Below are 16,201 nucleotides of genomic sequence, written 5' to 3' on the forward strand. Positions count from 1 at the left end.
GGCACAAGGGGACAGATTATGGACGACTATTATGATCTTGGCAGCTATTCCTGCCCGATCACAACCACTTCGGCCGACGCGCAGCTTTGGTTCGACCGGGGCCTGATCTGGACCTATGGCTATAACCATGAAGAGGCGGTGAAATGCTTTCAGAAAGCCGCCGCCGCCGATCCCATGTGTGCCATGGCGTGGTGGGGCATCGCCTATGCCTCTGGCCCCAATTACAACATGCCGTGGGAGCTTTTTGACGATCAGGGCCGGGCCGAGGCGCTGGCCACATCCCACGCCGCCACGCAAGAGGCACTTTCGCGCCTGGACGGTGTCACCGGCCCCGAAGCCGCGCTGATCCGCGCCCTGCCCGACCGCTATCCGCAGGCCGATCTGGCCCAGGATATGGATCGGTGGAACCACGACTTCGCCGACGCCATGCGCGCAGCCTTCGCCCAACAGCCCGATCATCTGGACCTGCGCACGATCTATGCCGAGGCGCTTTTGAACCTCACCCCGTGGAATATGTGGGATCTGGCCAAAGGCGGACCCGCCGAAGGGGCCGCAACGCTGGAATGCCAGAAGGTTCTGGAAGACGCGATGGAGGGTCAGCCGGGTGCCATGGCCCATCCGGGGCTCTTGCATCTTTACGTCCACCTGATGGAGATGTCCCCGACCCCGGAAAAAGCGCTGAAAGCAGGTGACGTGCTGCGCACGCTTTGCCCCGACGCGGGCCATCTGGTGCACATGCCCACCCATATCGATGTGCTGTGTGGTCAGTATCGCGACGTGGTCTACTGGAACCAGAAAGCGGTCGAGGCGGATCTGAAATATTACGCCCGTGAAGGGGCGTTCAATATCTATACCGGCTACCGCCAGCACAATTACCATTTCATCATGTATGGCGCGCTGTTTCTGGGCCAGATCGAACCGGCGCTGGAGGCCGTGCGCGGCATGGCCGACACCACGCCCGAAGACATGCTGCGGATCAAAAGCCCGCCAATGGCCGACTATTTCGAAAGCTACCTGGCGATGGAGCCGCATATCCTTGTCCGCTTCGGCCGCTGGGACGACCTGATCGCGATGGAGCCGCCCGAAGATCAGGCGCTTTACGCGACCCTCACCGCGAATGTGCATTACGCCCGCGCCGTGGCCTTCGCCGCCCTTGGCCGGGTGGAAGAGGCCGAGGCCGAGGAACAGGTCTTCCTTGCCGCCAAGGCCCGCGTGCCTGACACGCGACTGTTGCACAACAACACCGTGCAGGATCTGCTGGGCATCGCGGTTGAAATGCTGCGCGGAGAGATTGAGTACCGCAAAGGCAATTACGACGCGGCCTTCGCCCATCTCCGTCGGTCGGTCCAGATTGACGACACCCTGCCCTATGACGAACCCTGGGGCTGGATGCAGCCCACGCGCCATGCGCTTGGGGCGCTCTTGTTCGAACAGGGCCGCGTGGACGAGGCCGAAGCCGTCTACCGCGAGGATCTGGGCCTTGGCGGTCAGCTCAGCCGCGCAACGGTGCATCCCGACAACCTGTGGTCCTTGCGCGGTCTTCACGACTGCCTGAAAGCGCGCGGTGAAACGGTCGAGATCGTCCAGATCAGGCAACGCCTCGATATCGCTCTTGCACGGGCCGACCGTGCCGTGGCGGCGTCGTGCTTCTGTGCTCAGGCGGCGATGCGTGCCGCTCAGTAGAGCGCAGCCAGAACGTCCTGCGCATAAGCGCGTGACCCAAGGTCATACGCTCGGAACACTCCAAAATGTCGACTTCGCGTTGCTTCGGATTGCGTTGGCAAACGTCCTGCCGTACCACTACCTTGTACAATCATGAGTAGAACAAGGAACACAACACTTATGTACGGAAGCCTGAAACTTGCCCTGGGATTCTGCCTTGCCTTTGCGCTGACGGCCTGCGGGGATACAACGGCCACAACTGCATCGAAAGCACCGGCTGCCACAGCGACGTACAAGGTCAACGCGCTCACGATCTCTGTATCAGAAGACGTCCGCGTCAACGAACTGCCCCGGTTCAAGAACGAGCCAAAGGAACAGACGGTCGAGACGCTGAAATCCTATCTCACCCGTGCAATGCAGACTAATTTTGTACCGGCCTTCACCGGACAGACACCCGTTAATGTCGAGGCCCAGGTCACCGGCGTGCAAATGGCCACAGATGGTGGCGTCGTGCTGATGGGAGCGAACAGCCGGATGTCCGGAAACGTAATCCTGCGCGATGCGCGCAGCGGAGAAGTGATTGCCGTTCAAAATGTGACCGGCGTATCCGGTGCGATGACGGGATCAGGCTTTGGCATTCTTGTTGCGATGGCTGTGAATTCAAACACCAGCCCTGAAAAGCGCTATACAGAAGTGACAGATAGCTTTTCCAAACAAGCACTTGAGTCAATAAACTGACTTGACCTCAGCGGGAGGGCGATGGCCCTCCCGCTCCCTGTCTCAGTTCGAGAATTTGAACCTAGGCGGCATCTGACAAAGGTGGCGCGAAACGGGCGCAGCTGTTTCCTTCATATTGCGTCGACACCACAACGCCCTGAGAAACCTGTGCGGTTAGAGTACAGCTGACCGTGTTCGTTTGATTGCGATAACCGATCGTGACCCACGTTCCATTCCGCAGACTCTGGATCGGTATCCGGGTCACATAGCTGTTCTTGTAGGTCCAGATCGCCTGTTTGCGGTCCTGCGCCGAAGGGCGTCCAATGGCTGCAGACACATCCGACAAGGGTTTGCCAACAAACTGTGCCTTGCGCGCTTCCATCTCTTCAGCCGGTACGCCGCACCCGGCAAGAAAAAGGGCCACCGTCAAACCGGCCACGGCAATCGAAATCTTCACTGAGTTGCTCCTTTGATTTTGGCAGTATCGGTCAAAGCAGATTTCAGCTTAAACGGGAATGCAAGATCCAGATGCCTATTGCGACGTATTGACAGAGCCGCCCGTCGCCGGCGGCAGTTGCGCGTCAAAAGCAGCACAGTCGGTGCGCGCCTGATGCACAGATTGTGCACAGTGTTTTCAGCCCGTTTTCTGCGCCTTTTTCTTCTTGGCGACCACCTTCTCTGCCAGATCCCGGGCGATGGCAAAGGCGCCCTTGATCTTGTCGGCATCGTTCTTCCAGTCGCGCCGGACCACGATCTTGTTGTCCTTGACCTTGGCCAGTCCTTTCTGCGCCTGGATGAATTCCACCAACCCTTCGGGCGAGGCGAATTTGTCGTTGTGGAACTGGATCGTCGCGCCTTTCGGCCCGCCATCCAGCTTGGAGATCCCGGCCTTCTTGCACATCGCCTTGATGCGCACGACCAGCATCAGCGTGTTCACCTCGCGCGGCAGTTTCCCAAAGCGGTCGATCAGCTCGGCGGCAAAGCCTTCCAGTTCAACTTTGGACGACAAGCTGCTGAGGCGCCTGTACAATCCCAGCCGCACATCCAGATCGGGGACATAATCTTCGGGGATCAGGACCGGCACGCCCAGATTGATCTGCGGGGCCCATTGATCGTCGGCATCGCTTAGCCCTTCCAACTCGCCTGCCTTGATCTTGGCAATCGCCTCTTCCAGCATCGACTGGTAGAGCTCATAGCCCACATCGCGCATCTGGCCCGACTGTTCCTCGCCCAGCAGGTTGCCCGCCCCGCGGATGTCGAGGTCTTGCGAGGCCAGCGTGAACCCCGCCCCCAACGTATCGAGAGAGCCCAATACGCGAAGCCGTTTTTCCGCAGCTGGTGTCAGTTTCGCGCGCGGTTTCGTCGTCAAATACGCATATGCCCGCGTTTTCGAGCGTCCGACCCTGCCCCGGATCTGATAAAGCTGCGCCAGTCCGAACATATCCGCGCGATGCACAATCATCGTGTTGGCAGTCGGGATATCCAGACCCGATTCCACGATCGTCGTCGCCAGAAGCACGTCATATTTGCCGTCGTAAAAGGCGTTCATCCGGTCATCCAGCTCACCGGCGGCCATCTGACCATGGGCGGTGATCACGCTGACCTCTGGGACCTGTTCGCGCAAAAACTCTTCGATTTCAGGCAGATCGGTGATGCGCGGCACGACATAGAAACTTTGACCGCCCCGGTAATGCTCTCTTAACAACGCCTCGCGTATGGTCACTGCATCGAACGGGCTGACATAGGTACGAATGGCCAGCCGGTCGACAGGCGGCGTGCCGATAATCGACAGATCGCGCACGCCCGTCAGGCTCAGTTGCAGGGTCCGCGGGATGGGCGTCGCGGTAAGGGTCAGAACGTGAATGTCTGATCGCAGTTGTTTCAGCCGCTCCTTATGGGCCACACCGAAATGCTGTTCCTCGTCAATGATCAGCAGGCCCAATGACTTGAACGAGATGCCTTTGGCCAGAAGGGCATGGGTGCCGATGACGATATCGACGGTGCCATCGGCCATGCCCTTGCGCGTGGCCGCGGCGTCCTTGGCCGACACAAACCGGCTGAGTTGCCGGACGCGAACGGGAAAGCCCCGGAAGCGGTCGGCGAAACTGGCATAGTGCTGGCGCGCCAGCAGGGTCGTCGGCGCAATCACCGCGACCTGCATGCCCGACATCGCCGCCACGAAGGCCGCGCGCATGGCCACTTCGGTCTTGCCAAAGCCCACATCGCCGCAAACCAGCCGGTCCATCGGCTGCCCGGCGGACATGTCCTCCAGCACGTCGGAAATCGCGCTCAGTTGGTCGTCCGTCTCTTGATAGGGGAACCGCGCGGAAAACGCCTCCCAGGCGTGATGCTCGGGCTCCAGGACCGGGGCGCGGCGCAAGGCGCGCTCGGCGGCGACGCGGATCAGCCTGTCGGCCATCTCGCGGATGCGCTCTTTCAGCTTGGCTTTCTTGGCCTGCCACGCGCCCCCGCCCAGCCGGTCCAGAAGACCTTCCTCATGCCCGTATTTGGAGAGTAGCTCGATATTCTCGACCGGCAGGTAAAGCTTTGAGTCTTCGGCGTATTCCAGCAAAAGACACTCATGCGCAGCGCCTGCCGCCGTCACCACCTCCATACCGCGATACCGGCCGATCCCGTGATCAACATGCACCACAAGATCGCCGGGTGACAGCGATTGCGCTTCGGTCAGGAAATTCTCTGCCTTGCGGCGTTTCTTCGGCGCACGGATCAGCCTGTCGCCCAGCACATCCTGTTCGCTGATCACGGTCATTTCGGGCGTTTCGAACCCGTGTTCCAGCGCCCAGACGGCCAGATGCAGACCGCGCTTCCCGATGCGCGTGCCGTTCGGGATTGCAATGGCCTCAGCCAGGCCCTCATCCTCGATCAGGCCCGACAGCCGCTCCCGCGCGCCTTCGGAATAGCTTGCAATCACCACCGGGCCCTTCTCGAGCCGCGCTTTCACATGATCCGCCAAAGCCCCGAAAAGGCTCAGATTTTCTTGCTGCCGCTCAGGCGCGAAGTTCCGTCCGATGCGCCCGCCCGCGTCAATCACCCCCGGACCGCCGGCCTGTGGCAGGGCCGAGAACTGCAGCACCCGCACCCCGTCCACGGCTTTGTCCCAGGCCGCCTCATCGAGATAGAGCACGCCCGGCGGGACGGGTTTGTAAACGCTGTCCAGCCGGGATTTGTTCTCCAACGCCAGCTTGCGCGTTTCATACTGATCGGCGATCCCCTCCCACCGGGAAATGCGTGCCGGTTCAAGCTGGTCATCCAGCGTCACCGTCGCGCCGGGAAGGTAATCGAACAGCGTCTCAAGCCGGTTATGGAAGAAGGGCAGCCAATGCTCCATCCCCTGATGCTTGCGCCCGGCGCTCACCGCCTCGTAAAGCGGATCGTCGGAACCGGCGGCCCCGAATTCCAGCCGGTAATTCTGCCGAAACCGAGTCACAGCGGCCTCGTCCAGAATGATCTCGCTCACCGGGGCCAGCTCGACCACGTCCAGTTTTTCGGTCGTTCTTTGCGTGGCCGGATCGAACCGGCGCGCGCCGTCCAGAACGTCGCCAAAGAAATCCAGCCGCACCGGCCCCCCTTCCCCCGGCGGATAGATGTCGATGATGCCGCCCCTGATGGCGTAATCACCCGGTTCCATCACCGTCGGGCTTTGGGAAAAGCCCATGCGGACAAGAAATTGGCGCAGAACCTCTTCATTCACGCGATGGCCCACGCGCGCGGTGAAGGCCGCTTCGCGCAAAACCTCGCGGGCCGGCACATATTGCGTGGCCGCGTTCAGCGTGGTCAGCACCACGAACCGGTCTGGCATCGCCCCATGGGCCAGGGCCGCCAGCGCCGCCATGCGCATGGCCGAGATATCGGCATTGGGCGACACCCGGTCGAAGGGCAGACAATCCCAGGCGGGAAACGTCAGAACCGGCATTTCGGGGGCGAAGAAGGCCAGCGCCTCGGCCATGGCGGCCAGGCGTTTGTCGTCACGCGCCACATGCAGCACGGGGCCCTTGGCGCGTGCCAGTTCGTCGATGATCAGCCGGGCGTCAAAACCTTCGGGCGCGCCGCCGACGCGGATATGTTTGGGATCAGCCATCTGCATCGTCACATGGGTTTCGCGCAGGGCGCGTCAACCGCCCAATGGCCCAATTGACAGGTTCTGATACATCCCCCAAACCGAGGTGATGAAGATCGAAACTGTGCCCAGGATCTGCGTGCCCAGCCGTTGGCGGGCCAGGATTTTGCACAGGTCGTCCGCCGAAGGGGTTTCATGTTCAAGCCGTTGCGCCGTGCGCAGGCTTTGCAATGCCACAAGGCAGATCGGGAAGGTCAGAAGGAACAGGGCCTGCGCGAATTCCACCCAATAGACCCAGCCCAGCATCACCAGCCCGGTCATCATGAAACAGGTAAACCCGAAAATCCAAAGGCCAGACACACGCGCGATCATTAGGATGCGGTTCACATTCACCTGCGCAATGGCGACCAGATCCGCCGCGGCGCGGCCCGATTTGTCACGCCGTGCGCGCGCGACCATGTCGAAGGGCACGCCCAACACCCAATGGCTGGCCGATGACCACATAACCGCAAGTGCAATCCAGAACCACAGGTTCGAGAAGGACCGCATGTCGATCAGTTCGAAGAGCTCTTGATACCAATTCACGCGGAAAACCTGGGTTGCACAGATGCCTTTCAAGGCCGGGTGGGACCGGCTCTTGTGATGGGGGCTAATCCATGCCACCCAATAGGAAAATGTGCAAGGAGCCTTTGCGATGAAACCGACTGTCGCCCCCTTCCCTCTGGCCCGTCTGCGCCGCGCGCGCCAAAGTGAAGCCATTCGCGGCCTGGTGCGCGAAAATACCCTGACCACGGACGATCTGATCTGGCCGGTTTTCGTGCGCGATGGCGAAGGGGTTGAGGAACCCGTCCCCTCGATGCCCGGGGTGATGCGCCGGTCGGTCGACAAGATCGTTGAGGCCGCGAAGGAAGCGCGCGATCTGGGGATCCCGGCGATCTGCCTTTTTCCCTATACCGACCCAGCGCTGAAAACCGAGGATTGCGCCGAAGCCTGGAACCCCGACAACCTGTCAAACCGCGCCACCCGCGCCATCAAGGCCCAGGTGCCGGGCATTGCCGTGATGACCGATGTGGCGCTCGATCCTTACAACATCAACGGCCATGACGGCTTTGTTGAAAATGGCGAGGTCGTCAATGACCGCACGGTCGAGGCGTTGGTGAAACAGACCCTCAGCCAGGCCGAAGCGGGTGCCGACATCATCGGGCCAAGCGACATGATGGATGGCCGGATCGGTGCCATGCGCCGCGCGCTGGAGGAGGCAGGCCATGACAAGGTGATGATCCTGTCCTATGCCGCGAAATATGCCAGCGCATTTTACGGACCGTTCCGTGATGCCGTTGGCGCGTCAGGTGCGCTGAAAGGTGACAAGAAAACCTATCAGCAGGATCCGGCAAATTCGAACGAGGCGCTGCGCCTGATCGAACGCGACCTGCAGGAAGGCGCGGATATGGTGATGATCAAACCGGGCATGCCCTATCTGGATATCTGCCGCCGGGTGAAAGACACCTTTGGCGTGCCGACCTTCGCTTACCAGGTCTCGGGCGAATACGCGATGATCCAGGCGGCCAGCCAGAACGGATGGATCGACGGCGAAAAGGCGATGGTCGAAAGCCTCATGTCATTCAAACGCGCGGGCTGCGACGGGATCCTGACCTATTTCGCACCTGCCGTGGCGCGTCTGCTGCGCGGCAACTGATACCATAGGAAGGCGGAAATCTGCCAAAGACCTACCAGATATAGGTGACAGCCCGGGTTAATCGGCGTATATTTGCCGCCAAGACCGTCAAGACAGGCGGCCACAAAGATAAATCAGGCAGTAAATCAGGCAGAGATATCATGACCACCCCTATCCTTTCCCGGCGGGCCTTCACCCTTGCGGCGCTGGCTGGCGTCACCGTGACCGCCGCATGCGGCAATGGCATCGGCTCCACAGGCCCCGCCACCATCGACGCGCGCGTGGATGCGACGCTGGCCGAAATGTACCGGCAATATCCCAACACCGTTGAGCTTTCGAGCAAAGCCGTCGGTCTTCTGGTCATGCCATTGGTGACCGAAGCGGGGCTTGGTCTGGGCGGCGCCTATGGCCGTGGTGCGCTGCGGGTAAATGACGTGACGGTGGATTACTATTCCGTCATCAAAGGGTCCGGCGGATTGCAGATCGGCGCGCAGCAATACGCGCATGTGCTGTTTTTCATGACACAAGAGGCGCTGTCTGATTTCCGCCGCTCCTCGGGCTGGGCGGCCGGCGCGGATGTGGAGTATGTGATCAGCGACGAAGGCGCGAGCCTGGCTGCCGATACCACCACCGTCCTTTCGCCTGTTCTGGCGGCGGTGTTCGGTCAGGCCGGTCTGCGGATCGGAGCGACGCTGGAAGGCAGCAAGTACACCCGGATCATTCCTTAACGGGCGCATCTTCTTCTTTTTCAGGCGCTGGCGGTGGCAACACGGCCAGCGTGTTCTGCCCATTGTCCTGTTCAGCGCGGGCAGCCTGCAATTTCTGCAGGGCCTTGTGACGGGCCGTGCAGCTGTTGCATTCCGGTTGTTGGACTGTGTCCGTGGGCTGAGCGTTCTCATTGGCAAACGCAGCCACAGGCCATAGGCCGCAGGTCACAACAGCCGCTATTATCCCTGTTTTCCAGATTCTTAAGCGCGAAACCTCACCCATGCTCTATTTCCACTTGGCAGGTGAAACGGCATCTGTTCCCAGGCCCACATCCACGCGATCATGGCGCAAAGGCAGGTCCGGATTAATCTGGCCCTCCAACTCCTGGGCATAACGGTGCCCTGCATAGATCGCTGCGGCGATAATCGCGGGCGCGTCGCAATCGCCGATTTTGGCCAGGGTGAAGGGCAATCCCTCCGGCCCTGCCTGATCGTGCAACGCGCGATAAAGCGCATCATTGGGCCGGCGCGCCGTGACCATGACCACATTGCTGGCTGAAAGATCAGCCACCGCACCACTATAGGCGCATTCCAGCTGCGCCGTCTGGCCGTCAAAACCGGTCAGCGTCTGCGCGGTTTCGATCCGGATGCCCAAAGACATCAGATGCGCCCGGATACGCCATCGCTCGGAAGTATTGCCCGCCCAGCGGGACACGCTGTCGCTGTCAGTGACATAGGTCACCTCATGCCCTTCGGCGCGGATGCGTTCGGCCATGACGCTGGCCATGTAATACCCCTCCCCGTCGAAGACGATCGTGGGGCCGTCTGGCAGGTTGCCGTCCATGATGTCATCCGGGGTGAAGACCCGTGTCAGGGCCTCTCCATTGGCGATGGGCAGGAAGATTTCTTCGTTGAACCGCTCTTTCCGCCAGGTCGCACCGGTGGCAATGGCGACGTGATCGGCCGCGACGGCGAAAACATCCTGCGCGGTCAGACGGCTTTCGCGGAAGAGCTCGACATTCGGCAGGTCGATCAGCTGCTGCGCGCGGTAGTCACGCACACGGATATATTCGCTCATCCCCGGCAGGGCGGCTTCGCGGGTGACGCGGCCGCCCAACTCGCGCGTGGCTTCGGCCAGCATCACATCATAGCCGCGTGCGCCAAGCGCGCGGGCCGCCTCCAACCCCGTGGGCCCTGCCCCGACGATCAGAACGCGGCTGTCTGAGGCTTTTTGCCTGATGATCTCGGGATGCCAACCGCGGCGCCATTCTTCGCCCATTGTCGGGTTCTGGGTGCAGCGGATGGGCACGCCCAGGCTGTCGCCGGAATAGCAGATATTGCAGCCGATGCATTCGCGGATGGCGCTCAGGCGACCTTCCTTGATCTTGTTCGGCAGAAATGGATCAGCAATCGAGGGGCGCGCGGCCCCGATGAAATCGGAGATCCCCCGCTTGATCTGGCTGACCATCGTGTCGGGTGACGTGAAGCGCCCCACGGTGACAACGGGCACATCGGTGACCGATTTGACCCATTCCATGTAGGGCTCAAGCGCGCCTTCTTTCACAAAGCGCGACACGCCCATTTCCAGCGAATAGTCGGCGATATTGATGTCCCAAAGATCGGGCAGATCGGCCAGCATCTGAAACATCTCGCGCCGTTCGCCCAGGATGGGATGGCCGTCTTCGCCAATCTCTTCATCCGCTGAAAAGCGCACCGCCACGGCGCAGCGGTCGCCCACGGCCTCTTTCGTTTCTTCGATCAGTTCACGGGTCAGGCGCACCCGGTTTTCCAGGCTGCCGCCATATTCATCGCTGCGCGTGTTCATGCGCGGATTGAGGAAGTTCGAGATCAGATACCCATGCGTCGCATAGACATAAACCACGTCAAATCCAGCATCGCGCGCCCGCAATGCGGCGCGTTTGTGCCAGTGGCGGAAATTGCGGATATCGGTCTTGTCCATGGCGCGCGTCTGGAACGGGTGGCCGGCCAGGTTGGGCACGCTATCCACATCCATCGACGGCAGGCGCGTCATCAGGTTGATCGTGCGCGCCCCGCCATACCAGAGCTCGGCCCCGGCAAGGCTGCCATGTTCGTGCACCGCATCCGTCATCAGCCTGTGCGCGCGCACATCGCTGTCATCCCAAAGCGAGGCCGAAGGATGTGGCAGGTCATCCGATGACGGATGGATCGAGTTGTATTCAGTACAGACAACCCCCCATCCGCCCTGCGCCTTCATCCCGCGCATGGCCGCCAGTGTGCGTGGTCTCAGATGGCCCATGCCGGTGCAATGCGGCACCTGGTAAAACCTGTTCGGGGCCGTGACAGGACCGATCTTCACAGGTTCAAACAGAATGTCATAACGGGGATCTCGGGTCATCTTTCAGCACTCTGCAGGGGATTATCCGGTCAGGGGCGGCCCGAACCGTGTGTGATGTCGGACAGGCGGTTCGTGTCAGGGGCCAGGCATGTTGAAATGCTGGGGAAACACCTGCGCCAGATATGCAATGACATGGTCGCGCGCACCCTCGCGCGTGTAGGTCTCCGGATAGGTCAGAAGTTCAAGCCACATACCGTCGTAGAAAGCTTCGAGCATATTGGCGACCTGCCGGGCGGAGAGGCCGGTATATCCCCCCTCCGCGCGGATCTGTTCGCACAGGGCCAAAGAGATATCGAACCGCTCCATATCAATGGTTTCGATCAGTTTCCGATAGGTCTTGCGGCGGCCGGCCTCGCCATAGAAGGCGTACCAGACGGCCAGCTTTTTCTGAGAACAGATCTTGGGATGGAAATGCGCATCCACAATCGCCTGCAGCTTTTCCGGCGCGGAAAGCCCCGCATCGCGATAGGCCTTCAACCAATGGTCGTGATGTTCCCGCGCAAGGTGGATCAGGGTTTCCTCGAACAGGTTCTGTTTGCTTTCGAAATGGAAATTCACAATGCCGATGGACAGACCTGCATATTCGGTCACCCTGGACATCGTGGTGCCGCCAATCCCGTGTTTGGCGATGGATTTGATCGTGGCTTCGATCAACTGTTGGCGGCGCACCTCTTTGCTTTCCGTACGACGGGGCGCTTTTCCTTCGGCTTTTGGCTTCCTGAGCGTCTGGTTCATGTCACTTCCGCGCCCTCCTCCCCCAGAGGTGGGCGATATCCCTTCTTAATCCGCGTCCAGAACAACCACAGCATCGGGTGACCACGAGAGCCACATGGGCGCACCCATGGGGGCTGCGGCCGCTCCGTTCACGCGGTCGAGGTTTTGTGCCGAAACGGCAATCGGTTCTTCTTTCCCGTCAACGCTGACGTAATAATGGCTCCGCTCCCCCAGATAGGCGGCATTGGCGACCTTGCCCTGAATGGCGAATTCCGCATCCGGCTTGTGTTCGGTAAGCAGAAATTTCTCGGGCCGCAAGGCGATCTGGACGGTGGCGCCATCGGGTTTGGTCAGGTTTTCAAGAGGTACTGGGATGTGCCCCAGCCCTTCGGCCTCGACCGCGCCCATGGCCGATCCGTTGCGCCGCACGGTTCCACGGAAGAAGTTCATATTGCCGATGAAACTGGCTACCTCTCGCGTGCGGGGCGTTTCATACAGCCGGGAAGGCGTGTCGACTTGCAGCACCTGCCCGCCCGACATCACCGCGATGCGGTCCGAAAGCGTTAGCGCCTCTTCCTGATCGTGGGTCACGAAAACAAACGTGATCCCCACTTGCCGCTGCAAAGCGCGCAACTCCAGCTGCATCTGCTCACGCAGCTGTTTGTCCAGCGCGCCCAGCGGTTCATCCAGAAGCAGGACCTTGGGCCGCAGGATCAGCGCACGGGCCAGTGCGATGCGCTGGCGCTGGCCGCCCGACAGTTCGTTGGCCTTGCGCTGGCCATAGCCGGGCAGTTTGATCAGCTCAAGCATCTCATCCACCATCTCGGCCCGCTTGGCCTTGGACAGCCGCTGTTTGCGCAACCCATAAGCGATGTTGTCGGCCACATTCAGATGCGGGAAAATCGCATAGCTTTGAAACACCATGTTCACCGGGCGGTGATGCGGCGGCACATCTGCGGTGGGTTGACCGTCGATATAGATCTCACCCGACGAGGTGCTTTCAAACCCTGCCAGCATCCGAAGCAGGGTCGTTTTCCCGCAGCCCGAAGCACCCAGCAGAGAAAAGAACTCCCCCTGTTTGATGTCCATCGACACATTGTTGATGGCCTGGAAGCTGCCAAAAAACTTATTGACGTTCTGGATCGAGATGAAGGCGTCAGAGGATGACATGTCAAAGCGCCTCTTGGTTTTGCTCATCCAACCCCATGCGCCCGACCCATTGGGCGAAAAAGACAAGGATGAAGGAGACAAACAGGATCAGCGACGAAAGCGCCAAAACGGACGGGAATTCCTGCGGGAAGCGCAACTGCCCCCAGATGTACATGGGCAAGGTCGGGTCGGTTCCGGTCAGGAAGAAGGCCATGATGAATTCATCGAAGGAGATGGTGAAGGTCAGCAGAAGGCTTGCTACGACGCCGGGGAAAACCATCGGGAAGGTCACACGCCAGAAGGTCCACCACCCGTTTTCGCCCAGATCGGCGCTGGCTTCTTCCATCGACGGATCGAACCCTTCAAAGCGCGGCAGCAGCGTGGCCACCGCGAAAGGCAGGCAGACGATCAGATGGCCCAGCCCCACGGTATAAAGCGTCAGCGGAATGCCCATCCGGCTGAGCAGCACCAGAAGCGCCACACCAAAAATGATGCCGGGGATGACAAGCGGCATCATGATGAAGGTCACCAAGGCGGATTTACCCGGCATGCGGTATCGGGTGATAGCACGGGCTGCGATCACGCCCAGAATAGTCGAAATCACCGCCACGCAGGCACCCACCTTGATCGAGTTGAACAGCGCATTCCAGACCGGCTCGCGCGTCCAAAGCTCCCTATACCAGCGGAAAGTGAACCCTTCGAGCGGGAAGCGGACATAGATCGACTCGTTGAAGCTGAATAGCGGGATGAACAGGACCGGCACGTACAGCACGATCAGGAAGATCACCGCATAGATCTGCAAGGGCCGGTTCGGGCGCTTGATATACGTGCCGTGGTCGCTCATGCGATCTTCTCCTGCGCCTTGCGGGTGATGAACAGGAACACAAGGGCGATCAGCGAAATCCACAACATCAGCACGATCGAGAGCGTCGCGCCCATGGGCCAGTTGTTCACCCGCCCGAATTGTAGCTGGATGAAATTGCCGATCATCGCGCCGTCCGGGCCGCCCAGCAATGCGGGCGTGATGTAATCGCCGGTGGTCGGGATGAAGATCAGGAAGCAGGCGGCGATCACGCCGGGCATCGACAGGGGCAGCGTGATACGGAAGAACCTTGCGACCGGCCCGTCGCCCAGATCGGTGGCCGCCTCAAGCAGCGATTTGTCGATTTTTTCAAGGCTCACATACAGCGGCAGGATCGCGAAGGCGGCCCAGGCATGGGCCAGCGTGATGATCACCGCCTCTTGCGAATAAAGCAGAAATTCAAGGGGTTGGTCGATCAATCCCACGGTCATCAGACCGGAATTGATCACCCCTTCATAGCCCAGGATCACCTTCCAGGCGAAGACGCGCAGCAGGTAGCTGGTCCAGAAAGGCAGCGTCATCAGGATGATCCACATCATCTTGTTGCGATGCACGTGGAAGGCGACGTAATAGGCCATCGGATAGCACAGCAGTACCGTCACGAGGGTGGCCACACCGGAAATCCAGAAAGACCGCTGTAATAGCGCTCCAAAGATCGGCTCGCTCCAGGCGCGGACATAGTTGTTGGTGGTGAATGTGGTGTCGAAGCCAAAGCCGTCGCGCGTCCAGAAGCTGATCACCAAGAGGATGATGAAGGGCACCAGAATTCCCACTGTCATGATCGCCAATGTGGGCGACATCAACGCATATCCGCGCGCTGTCTCGCTTCGATGGAAAAAGCCCGACAAGCGGGACGCGCGGTACTGGCGCGTTTGCGGCGGACTTTCAGAGGCGGGAAGCGAGGTATCGGCCATTCGTCTCAATTCTTGGGTTGAGGGACGAAAAACGCCCGCCGGGAATGCGGCGGGCGCTGGTGATGGGCAGGTTAGAAGCCAGCCTTGATCTGCTCAAACGTCTCGTTCATGCGGGTTTCCCAGTCTTGCGACTGGGGCTGCTGAAAGTGACCCGCTTCGAGGATTTCGAACGGGTTCTTGGACAGGCCCAGATCCTGCAGCGTCGCCGCGTCGAATTCATCGAAGGATTTGATGTTCGAATGGCCATAGCCATAGTCGTTGATCATGAACTTGCCCGACTCCACGCTCAGCAGCGAGTCGATCACATCATAGGCGCGATCCAGGTTCGGGGCATCCTTGTGGATCACAACACCGCAGACCCAGGTCAGTGCGCCTTCCTTAGGTGCCGCGAACTTGACTGGAACACCTTCGGATTTCAGCAATGTGGCCGAGCTGTTCCATGTCATGGCCGCAACCATCTCTCCCGACGACAGCGCCTGTTCCAGGGTTGTCGTGTCATCGGTATAGGTCCGGATCAGCGGGCGTTGTTCGCGCATCACGGCCGCGATTTTCTCAAACGCCTCGTCCGTCGCGATATCGGCGAAATCGACGCCGGCCTTGATCGCGCCGCACCACCAGGCATCCGCGCCCGACGCCAGAGAGCCCAGCCGGTTCGCATAGCGCTTGTCCCACAGCATGTCCCAGCTTTCCTCGCCTTCCAGCTCGAACATGTCGGTGCGATACGTGACGGAGGTTTGTCCCCAGTCAAACGGCGCCATCCAGACATTGCCGCCATCGGCAGCATTACCCGGAAGATCCACGAGTTCGGGCATCACATCCGACCAGTTGGACAACCGCGTTACATCGATCGGCTGGAACAGGCCCGAGGCCACCCAGCGCGGCAGCGCCTGGTTGCAGGGGTGTGAAACATCCACCACGAAACCGCCGCGCATTTTCGTGAGCGCTTCTTCAGATCCGCCGAAGATCGAGAAATTCGGCAGCGCACCGTTCTTGGCCTCGTAGGGCTTGAACAGCTCGGGGATGTCATAGCCACCCCAGGTGAAGAAAGTGGCCTCATCGCCGGAGGCCGCAGCGCGCCGCGCCGAAACGGGAAGCGTGGTCATCGCCACACCGGCGGCCAGCAAACCTTGGGTGAACTTCCGGCGGCTGAGCTTGCCTTCCCGCACGGCTCCTAACTGATCGACAACATCCATTGGTTCTATATCTCCCCTATTGGACAGCGACCCCTTTTGACTTCGGGGCCTGTGTGGTCATCGTCACCGGGGCTGGGGTCCGTTCTGCCTGATTTCGCGGCATTCGGCTTGTTTTCATGGGCCCTTTGACTGAATGATCATTCAATCATTGAA

Annotated in this window: 14 protein-coding genes; 4 read left to right on the plus strand and 10 right to left on the minus strand. The window is 60.3% G+C overall.

Annotated elements, in window-relative coordinates:
* The first annotated feature begins 18 nt into the window (after positions 1–18).
* The gene (locus tag TR61_RS01095; RefSeq protein WP_050927702.1) at positions 19–1,683 is read left to right on the plus strand and encodes a tetratricopeptide repeat protein; all 1,665 of its coding nucleotides are present in this window, start codon (positions 19–21) and stop codon (positions 1,681–1,683) included.
* A gap of 159 nt (positions 1,684–1,842) precedes the next feature.
* Positions 1,843–2,400 carry a hypothetical protein gene (locus tag TR61_RS01100; RefSeq protein ID WP_050927703.1) on the plus strand — a complete coding sequence of 186 codons (558 nt, stop codon included), beginning with the start codon at positions 1,843–1,845 and terminating at the stop codon, positions 2,398–2,400.
* 61 nt (positions 2,401–2,461) lie between these two features.
* Here TR61_RS01100 and TR61_RS01105 read toward each other — a convergent pair whose 3' ends face one another.
* The 3 genes from TR61_RS01105 to TR61_RS01115 all read right to left on the minus strand — a co-directional run bounded on the left by TR61_RS01105 (position 2,462) and on the right by TR61_RS01115 (position 7,042).
* Positions 2,462–2,809, minus strand: a complete 348-nt coding sequence (locus tag TR61_RS01105) for a hypothetical protein (RefSeq protein ID WP_216595347.1) — start codon at positions 2,807–2,809, stop codon at positions 2,462–2,464.
* Positions 2,810–3,013: 204 nt separating this feature from the next.
* Positions 3,014–6,478, minus strand: coding sequence for a transcription-repair coupling factor (mfd, locus tag TR61_RS01110; RefSeq protein WP_050927841.1), 3,465 nt, complete (start codon positions 6,476–6,478; stop codon positions 3,014–3,016).
* 33 nt (positions 6,479–6,511) lie between these two features.
* On the minus strand, positions 6,512–7,042 hold the full coding sequence (locus TR61_RS01115) for a component of SufBCD complex (RefSeq protein ID WP_157440785.1): 531 nt from the start codon (positions 7,040–7,042) through the stop codon (positions 6,512–6,514).
* Between the two features lie 109 nt (positions 7,043–7,151).
* Between TR61_RS01115 and hemB the strand changes: the two genes are divergently transcribed.
* Both hemB and TR61_RS01125 read left to right on the plus strand, forming a co-directional pair.
* The gene (hemB, locus tag TR61_RS01120; RefSeq protein WP_050927705.1) at positions 7,152–8,153 is read left to right on the plus strand and encodes a porphobilinogen synthase; all 1,002 of its coding nucleotides are present in this window, start codon (positions 7,152–7,154) and stop codon (positions 8,151–8,153) included.
* A 140-nt stretch (positions 8,154–8,293) separates the two neighbouring features.
* Positions 8,294–8,860 carry a lipid-binding SYLF domain-containing protein gene (locus tag TR61_RS01125; RefSeq protein WP_050927706.1) on the plus strand — a complete coding sequence of 189 codons (567 nt, stop codon included), beginning with the start codon at positions 8,294–8,296 and terminating at the stop codon, positions 8,858–8,860.
* Here TR61_RS01125 and TR61_RS01130 read toward each other — a convergent pair.
* The 7 genes from TR61_RS01130 to TR61_RS01160 all read right to left on the minus strand — a co-directional run bounded on the left by TR61_RS01130 (position 8,850) and on the right by TR61_RS01160 (position 16,048).
* Positions 8,850–9,122 (minus strand): hypothetical protein, encoded by a 273-nt coding sequence (locus TR61_RS01130; RefSeq protein WP_157440786.1) that lies wholly within the window; start codon positions 9,120–9,122, stop codon positions 8,850–8,852. The genes TR61_RS01125 and TR61_RS01130 overlap by 11 nt on opposite strands.
* A 3-nt stretch (positions 9,123–9,125) precedes the next feature.
* The gene (locus tag TR61_RS01135) at positions 9,126–11,216 is read right to left on the minus strand and encodes an oxidoreductase (RefSeq protein WP_050927708.1); all 2,091 of its coding nucleotides are present in this window, start codon (positions 11,214–11,216) and stop codon (positions 9,126–9,128) included.
* Between the two features lie 75 nt (positions 11,217–11,291).
* Positions 11,292–11,951 carry a TetR/AcrR family transcriptional regulator gene (locus tag TR61_RS01140; protein WP_050927709.1) on the minus strand — a complete coding sequence of 220 codons (660 nt, stop codon included), beginning with the start codon at positions 11,949–11,951 and terminating at the stop codon, positions 11,292–11,294.
* Between the two features lie 45 nt (positions 11,952–11,996).
* Positions 11,997–13,100, minus strand: coding sequence for an ABC transporter ATP-binding protein (locus TR61_RS01145; protein WP_050927710.1), 1,104 nt, complete (start codon positions 13,098–13,100; stop codon positions 11,997–11,999).
* Position 13,101: 1 nt separating this feature from the next.
* A complete protein-coding gene (locus TR61_RS01150; protein ID WP_050927711.1) occupies positions 13,102–13,923 on the minus strand; it encodes an ABC transporter permease in 822 nt (273 codons plus the stop codon).
* On the minus strand, positions 13,920–14,855 hold the full coding sequence (locus TR61_RS01155) for an ABC transporter permease (RefSeq protein ID WP_050927712.1): 936 nt from the start codon (positions 14,853–14,855) through the stop codon (positions 13,920–13,922). Before TR61_RS01155 ends, TR61_RS01150 begins: the two co-directional genes overlap by 4 nt.
* Before the next feature lie 71 nt (positions 14,856–14,926).
* Positions 14,927–16,048: an ABC transporter substrate-binding protein gene (locus TR61_RS01160; protein ID WP_050927713.1), complete on the minus strand. Its 1,122-nt coding sequence runs from the start codon at positions 16,046–16,048 to the stop codon at positions 14,927–14,929.
* Positions 16,049–16,201 lie beyond the last annotated feature (153 nt).

The organism is Aestuariivita boseongensis (assembly GCF_001262635.1).
GTDB lineage: Bacteria > Pseudomonadota > Alphaproteobacteria > Rhodobacterales > Rhodobacteraceae > Aestuariivita > Aestuariivita boseongensis.

Bases quoted from the DNA above. Each gene is read 5' to 3' on its own strand.
- TR61_RS01095 (WP_050927702.1), top strand. From the start codon at position 19: ATGGACGACTATTATGATCTTGGCAGCTATTCCTGCCCGATCACAACC.
- TR61_RS01100 (WP_050927703.1), top strand. From the start codon at position 1,843: ATGTACGGAAGCCTGAAACTTGCCCTGGGATTCTGCCTTGCCTTTGCG.
- mfd (WP_050927841.1), bottom strand. From the start codon at position 6,478: ATGGCTGATCCCAAACATATCCGCGTCGGCGGCGCGCCCGAAGGTTTT.
- hemB (WP_050927705.1), top strand. From the start codon at position 7,152: ATGAAACCGACTGTCGCCCCCTTCCCTCTGGCCCGTCTGCGCCGCGCG.
- TR61_RS01125 (WP_050927706.1), top strand. From the start codon at position 8,294: ATGACCACCCCTATCCTTTCCCGGCGGGCCTTCACCCTTGCGGCGCTG.
- TR61_RS01130 (WP_157440786.1), bottom strand. From the start codon at position 9,122: ATGGGTGAGGTTTCGCGCTTAAGAATCTGGAAAACAGGGATAATAGCG.
- TR61_RS01135 (WP_050927708.1), bottom strand. From the start codon at position 11,216: ATGACCCGAGATCCCCGTTATGACATTCTGTTTGAACCTGTGAAGATC.
- TR61_RS01140 (WP_050927709.1), bottom strand. From the start codon at position 11,951: ATGAACCAGACGCTCAGGAAGCCAAAAGCCGAAGGAAAAGCGCCCCGT.
- TR61_RS01145 (WP_050927710.1), bottom strand. From the start codon at position 13,100: ATGTCATCCTCTGACGCCTTCATCTCGATCCAGAACGTCAATAAGTTT.
- TR61_RS01150 (WP_050927711.1), bottom strand. From the start codon at position 13,923: ATGAGCGACCACGGCACGTATATCAAGCGCCCGAACCGGCCCTTGCAG.
- TR61_RS01155 (WP_050927712.1), bottom strand. From the start codon at position 14,855: ATGGCCGATACCTCGCTTCCCGCCTCTGAAAGTCCGCCGCAAACGCGC.
- TR61_RS01160 (WP_050927713.1), bottom strand. From the start codon at position 16,048: ATGGATGTTGTCGATCAGTTAGGAGCCGTGCGGGAAGGCAAGCTCAGC.